This is a genomic window from Pantoea sp. CTOTU49201, from assembly GCF_032054795.1.
In the GTDB taxonomy this organism is placed as follows: domain Bacteria; phylum Pseudomonadota; class Gammaproteobacteria; order Enterobacterales; family Enterobacteriaceae; genus Pantoea; species Pantoea symbiotica.
Genome location: NZ_DAMBSA010000371.1, coordinates 1 through 4,675 on the forward strand (window position 1 = coordinate 1; position 4,675 = coordinate 4,675).

General features: G+C 56.5%; 5 protein-coding genes. All 5 read left to right on the forward strand.

Going from position 1 to position 4,675, the window contains the following annotated elements; all coding sequences use genetic code 11:
• Nucleotides 1-1,077, forward strand: a 1,077-nt coding sequence (locus RTY00_RS20185) for a secretin N-terminal domain-containing protein (protein ID WP_312665816.1), incomplete at its 5' end; no start/stop codon positions are given.
• A complete protein-coding gene (gene gspE / locus RTY00_RS20190) occupies nt 1,074-2,537 on the forward strand; it encodes a type II secretion system ATPase GspE (protein ID WP_312665818.1) in 1,464 nt (487 codons plus the stop codon). The genes RTY00_RS20185 and gspE, both read left to right, overlap by 4 nt.
• Nucleotides 2,534-3,727: a type II secretion system inner membrane protein GspF gene (gene gspF, locus RTY00_RS20195; RefSeq protein ID WP_409519154.1), complete on the forward strand. Its 1,194-nt coding sequence runs from the start codon at nt 2,534-2,536 to the stop codon at nt 3,725-3,727. The genes gspE and gspF overlap by 4 nt, the downstream gene beginning before the upstream one ends.
• Nucleotides 3,728-3,733: 6 nt before the next feature.
• Nucleotides 3,734-4,168 carry a type II secretion system major pseudopilin GspG gene (gspG, locus tag RTY00_RS20200; RefSeq protein WP_312665820.1) on the forward strand — a complete coding sequence of 145 codons (435 nt, stop codon included), beginning with the start codon at nt 3,734-3,736 and terminating at the stop codon, nt 4,166-4,168.
• A gap of 2 nt (nt 4,169-4,170) precedes the next feature.
• Nucleotides 4,171-4,653: a type II secretion system protein gene (locus tag RTY00_RS20205; protein WP_312665822.1), complete on the forward strand. Its 483-nt coding sequence runs from the start codon at nt 4,171-4,173 to the stop codon at nt 4,651-4,653.
• The last annotated feature ends 22 nt before the right edge of the window (nt 4,654-4,675 follow it).

Sequence of the window (4,675 nt, forward strand, 5' to 3'; positions counted from 1 at the left end):
ACCGGCATCAATCCGCAAGGTGATACCCGCTCCGAAGGCGGCACCGCAATTCCGGCCATCAGCGTCATGAAAGACGTGGTGGTAAAAGCCGATAAACACACCAATTCGCTGGTGATCAACGCACCGCCTGAGAGTGTTGCCGAGCTGGAACACGTCATTCAGCTGCTGGATATCGATCGCGCCCAGGTTTTGGTCGAAGCCATTATCGTTGAAGTCGAGGATGCCGATGGTTTGGCGCTCGGCGTGCAGTGGTTCAATCAGCGCGGCGGCGGTACGCAGTTTACGGATACCGGCACGCAAGTCACCGGGCTATCCGCAGGCGGCATGGGTGAAGCACTGGCGAAGATGAACGGCCTTGCCGCTGGTTTTTATCGCGGCAACTGGTCGGGTTTATTCACCGCACTGCAAACCAACAGTGAAAACAATATTCTCGCCACGCCGAGCATCGTCACGCTCGACAATATGGAAGCGGAATTCACCGTTGGCCAGGATGTTCCTGTGCTGACCGGTTCACAAACCACCAGCGGCGACAACATTTACCAAACGGTATCGCGCCGCAGCGTGGGCATTAAGCTCAAGGTGAAACCGCAAATCAGTAAAGGCAATGCGGTGATGATGGAGATTGAGCAGGAAGTCTCGAGCGTGTCAGAAGCGGCCAGCAAAGATAATCTCGGCCCCACTTTCAACACCCGCACGGTACGCAATGCGGTGCAGGTCAGCAGCGGCAACACCGTAGTGGTGGGCGGACTGCTGGATAACAGCGGCTCACGCGTCACCAATAGCGTGCCGCTGTTGGGCAAAATTCCGTTAGTGGGTGGTTTGTTCCGCTATCAGTCGGAGAAAAGCAGCAAACGCAATCTGATGCTGTTTATCCGTCCAACCATCATTCGCAGCCAGGCGGATTACAGCGTTAGCACGGAAGCGCAGCGTAATAAATTTGGCGATGCGCTGCAGGGCTCGCCTGCCGCACGCAGCATTGAGCGCGGCTTTAATCAGATCCTCGGTGGAAGCCAGAACAATCAGGCGCTGGATGAGACTGTGCAACTGATTAACGACTTCAATCGGGCGGCGCGATGAGTACGCCGCTTTTGCCGTGGAACTGGGTGCAGCAGCACGACATTGTGCTGCTGCCAGAACAGCCTCCGCGACTCTGTTGTAAATCAAGCATCCGCTTTGCTGCGCTGGCGGAGGCGCGACGCCGTTGCCCTGATGGGCGGATTGAAACGGTTAGCGACGAACAGTTTCAGCAACTCGCCAGCGCCTGTTATCAGCAGAACAACGCATCGCAGCAGATGGTGAGCGAAATCGGCCAGAGCCTCGATCTGGATGAATTGGTTGATGCTTTACCCGATGAAAATGAATTGCTGGATAGCGACGATGGCGCGCCGGTGATCCGCTTGATCAATGCGATCCTCAGCGAAGCGGTGCGTGAAGGTGCTTCGGACGTGCACATTGAGCCGTTCGAAAAGCTGTTAAGCGTGCGCTTCCGCATTGATGGCATGTTGCGTCAGGTGCTGACGCCGCCGGTCCAGCTCAGCCGCTATCTTATTTCTCGCCTCAAAGTGATGGCAAAACTGGATATCGCCGAAAAACGCCTGCCGCAAGATGGTCGCATAACATTGCGCATTGCCGGCCGCAGCGTGGATGTCCGCGTTTCAACGCTGCCCGCCAGTCACGGCGAACGCGTGGTGTTGCGTATCCTCGATAAAAACAGCCTTGATCTGTCGCTGGAAAATACCGGCATGCATGCGCCGTTGTGTCAGCGTTTAAAGCAGCAGCTGCAGCTACCGCACGGCATCATTCTGGTAACCGGCCCAACGGGTTCGGGGAAAAGCACCACGCTGTATGCCGCGTTGCGCGAGCTTTATCGTCCGGAAAAAAACATTCTTACCATCGAAGATCCGGTCGAATACGAACTGGAAGGCATCGGTCAAACGCAGGTCAATGCCAAAGTTGACATGACCTTTGCCCGTGGGTTGCGCGCCATTTTGCGTCAGGATCCGGATGTGGTGATGATTGGTGAAATCCGCGACAGCGAAACAGCACAAATCGCCGTGCAAGCCTCGCTGACCGGCCATCTGGTGCTCTCTACGCTACACACCAACAGCGCATTAGGAGCAATAGAACGCCTGCGTGATATGGGCATCGAACCCTTTTTGCTGGCGAATGCCCTGAGCGCGGTGTTAGCCCAGCGTCTGGTACGCAAACTCTGTGAAGCCTGTAAACAGCCGTGGCAACCCGATAATCATGTGTTAACCCGCTACGGACTGAGTGGCCTGACGCTCAGCGCCCCGCTTTTTCAGCCGCAAGGCTGCGCCGCGTGCAACCATAGCGGCTATCGTGGTCGTACCGGCATTCATGAGCTGGTTGTAGTGGATGATGCGCTACGCAGCGCCATCAGCCAGGGATTGAATGAGCAGGTTCTACAACAACAAATCACTCAGCGTATCTCGCTGATGCAGGACGGTCTGGACAAGGCTCTGGGCGGGATCACGTCACTGGAAGAGGTGCTGCGCGTCTCCCGGGAGGGATATTGATGAACTTCCGCTTTGTGGCACGCGACGATCAGGGTAAAACCCAGCGCGGTACGATCGAAGCCGACAACGCCCGCCACGCGCGGCAACTGCTGCGTGAGCGTCGCTGGCAGCCGTTATCGTTAAAGTCTGCCGCAGCCTCGCGCGCAAAGTCAGGTCGCATTAAATCTCGTGATTTCGTGTTGATGATGCGCCAACTCGCCACCTTAACTGGCGCGAACTTACCGCTGGCGCAGTCGTTGCAGGCGCTGTCCCAGCAGAGTGAAAAGCCACAGCAGCGCCAGCTGATCGACACCTTACGGCAGCGCGTGCTGGAAGGCAGTTCGCTGGCTGAAGCAGTTGCGCTGTTTCCGAAAACCTTTTCCCCCTTGTATCAGGCGATGATCAGCGCGGGTGAAGCTTCCGGCCGCCTGGAGCGTGTGCTGGAGCAACTGGCGGATTACAGCGAGCAGAGCGAGAAACTAAAAAGCAAACTGTTGCAGGCGATGATCTATCCGCTGTTGCTCACCGTGGTAGCCATGTCGGTGGTGGGAATTTTGCTGGTCGCGGTGGTGCCTGAAGTGGTGGCGCAGTTCAGCCATATGCAACAGCGTTTACCTGCCAGCACGCGCATTCTGATGCAGCTGAGCGATGCAGCACAGCAGTTCGGACCTTCACTGTTAATCGCCATCGTTACACTTCTGCTGCTGTGCCAAAGAGCCCTGCGCCACCCGACGCTGCAACTGCGCTGGCATCAACGCATGCTGCAGCTGCCGGTGATCGGTCGTATTACGCTGAATCTCAACCTGGCGCGCTATGCGCGCACTCTGAGCATTCTTACCCATAGCGCCGTCCCCCTTCTGGAAGGCATGGCCATCAGCGCGGCCGTGCTGAGTAACGTTTTTATTCGTGAACGCCTACAGCTGGCTGCTGAACGCGTACGCGAAGGCGTCACACTGACGCAGGCGCTGGAGGCTTCACAACTGCTCACGCCGATGATGCGCCATATGATTGCCAGCGGCGAAAGCAGCGGCGAGCTGGATGCGATGCTCAAGCGCACCGCCGATATTCAGGATCAGGCTTTTGTCAGCCAGATGACAATAGCGGTAAGCCTGTTCGAACCCTTACTGATTGTGGTGATGGCGGCGATTGTGCTGTTCATCATCCTCGCTATTTTGCAGCCGATTTTACAGCTCAACTCACTGACAGGATAAAACTCAATGGAACAAACCCAACGCCAGCGTGGCTTTACGCTGCTGGAAATCATGGTAGTGATTGTGATTCTTGGCGTGCTCGCCAGTTTGGTGATCCCCAGCTTGATGGGTAATAAAGATCGCGCCGATCGGCAGAAAACCGTGAGTGACATTGTCACGTTGGAGAATGCTCTCGACATGTACAAGCTGGATAATGGCCGTTATCCCACCACTGAACAGGGTTTAAAAGCGCTGGTCACGGCGCCAGCGATCGCCCCGCAACCACGCAACTATCGCAGCGATGGCTATATCCGCCGCTTGCCACAAGATCCCTGGGGCAACGATTATCGCCTGGTCAGTCCAGGCAAACACGGTGCTATTGACCTGTTCTCTGTAGGCGCGGATGGCGAAACCGGTAGCGAAGATGATGTCAATAATTGGCAGCTGGACGGCAGCGAATAACCATGAAGAACAGAAGTCAGGGTTTCACGCTGTTAGAAATCATGATGGTGCTGATGTTGCTGGGTGTGGTGACACGCTTGGTGGTCGCGGCGATGCCCGAGAGCAAAACGGCGCAACCGCTGGAACAACTGCAGGATAGTGCGCGTTGGGCGTGGGAGCAGGCACAGCTGGAAGCACGCATTTGGCGCTTACACCTGCACAGCGATCGCTGGCAACTCTCAACGCTCACCAGCGGTGAAGCCGGTGAAAAAGGGCCATTGCCCGGTACTGTCTGGCATCCGGTGGTCGGCGCGTTAGCGCAGGGAACGATTAAAAACGGTGAACTCCGCCTGCGCGGCGATACCGCACACGCCCTGCCCGCCACATTATGGTTTTTGCCGGATGGTGACATGACGCAAGCTGAGATTGAATTTCGATCGGCTGCCGGCGAAGTCCAGCAATTGGCGCTTAATCCCGCCAGCTTATCCGCCACCTTGCCATTATGAATCAACAAGGCATGACGCTGAT

What these genes read in the sequence shown, in the direction of transcription:
- gspE (WP_312665818.1), top strand. Translation starts at nt 1,074, where the DNA reads ATGAGTACGCCGCTTTTGCCGTGGAACTGGGTGCAGCAGCACGACATT.
- gspG (WP_312665820.1), top strand. Translation starts at nt 3,734, where the DNA reads ATGGAACAAACCCAACGCCAGCGTGGCTTTACGCTGCTGGAAATCATG.
- RTY00_RS20205 (WP_312665822.1), top strand. Translation starts at nt 4,171, where the DNA reads ATGAAGAACAGAAGTCAGGGTTTCACGCTGTTAGAAATCATGATGGTG.